Annotated in this window: 1 protein-coding gene; it reads right to left on the reverse strand. The window is 39.0% G+C overall.

What is annotated here, in order from left to right; all coding sequences use genetic code 11:
* Positions 1–157: 157 nt before the first annotated feature.
* The gene (locus FC652_RS20275; RefSeq protein ID WP_176299921.1) at positions 158–265 is read right to left on the reverse strand and encodes a DUF3265 domain-containing protein; all 108 of its coding nucleotides are present in this window, start codon (positions 263–265) and stop codon (positions 158–160) included.
* Between the last annotated feature and the right edge of the window lie 138 nt (positions 266–403).

The raw sequence follows: 403 nt of genomic DNA on the forward strand, positions 1-403 counted from the left end.
GCCAATACAATCAGCAAAACTCCGCTATATGCTAAGTAGTCAACCAAGGCTATTGTGGATAAGTAATCAAAATAGTTACGAGAAATTAGTAGAACTAACGAAATCACAACAAGATAAACTAAAATCCCTTTGATAAAACTCTTCATTGAAACTCCCTTTACATATAACGCTGCGTTAAGGGGTGAATGCCGCCTAAACCAACTTTCCGCAAGCCACTTTCATCACCAAAACTGACCGCATACCAAAAATGCCACGCGGCATGAATCCCTCTTTAACGCTTTGTTATATTTTCGATTTCGCTAACACTCAAAATATCTTTACAGCGCTCTTTCTCAATACGCGAAAGTACCACATCTTGATGCTCTCTAACCAAGTTCCATAAGTATCCATCTGCCTTTCGATA

Origin of the sequence: Vibrio sp. 05-20-BW147, assembly GCF_013369385.1 — a bacterium.
GTDB lineage: Bacteria > Pseudomonadota > Gammaproteobacteria > Enterobacterales > Vibrionaceae > Vibrio > Vibrio floridensis.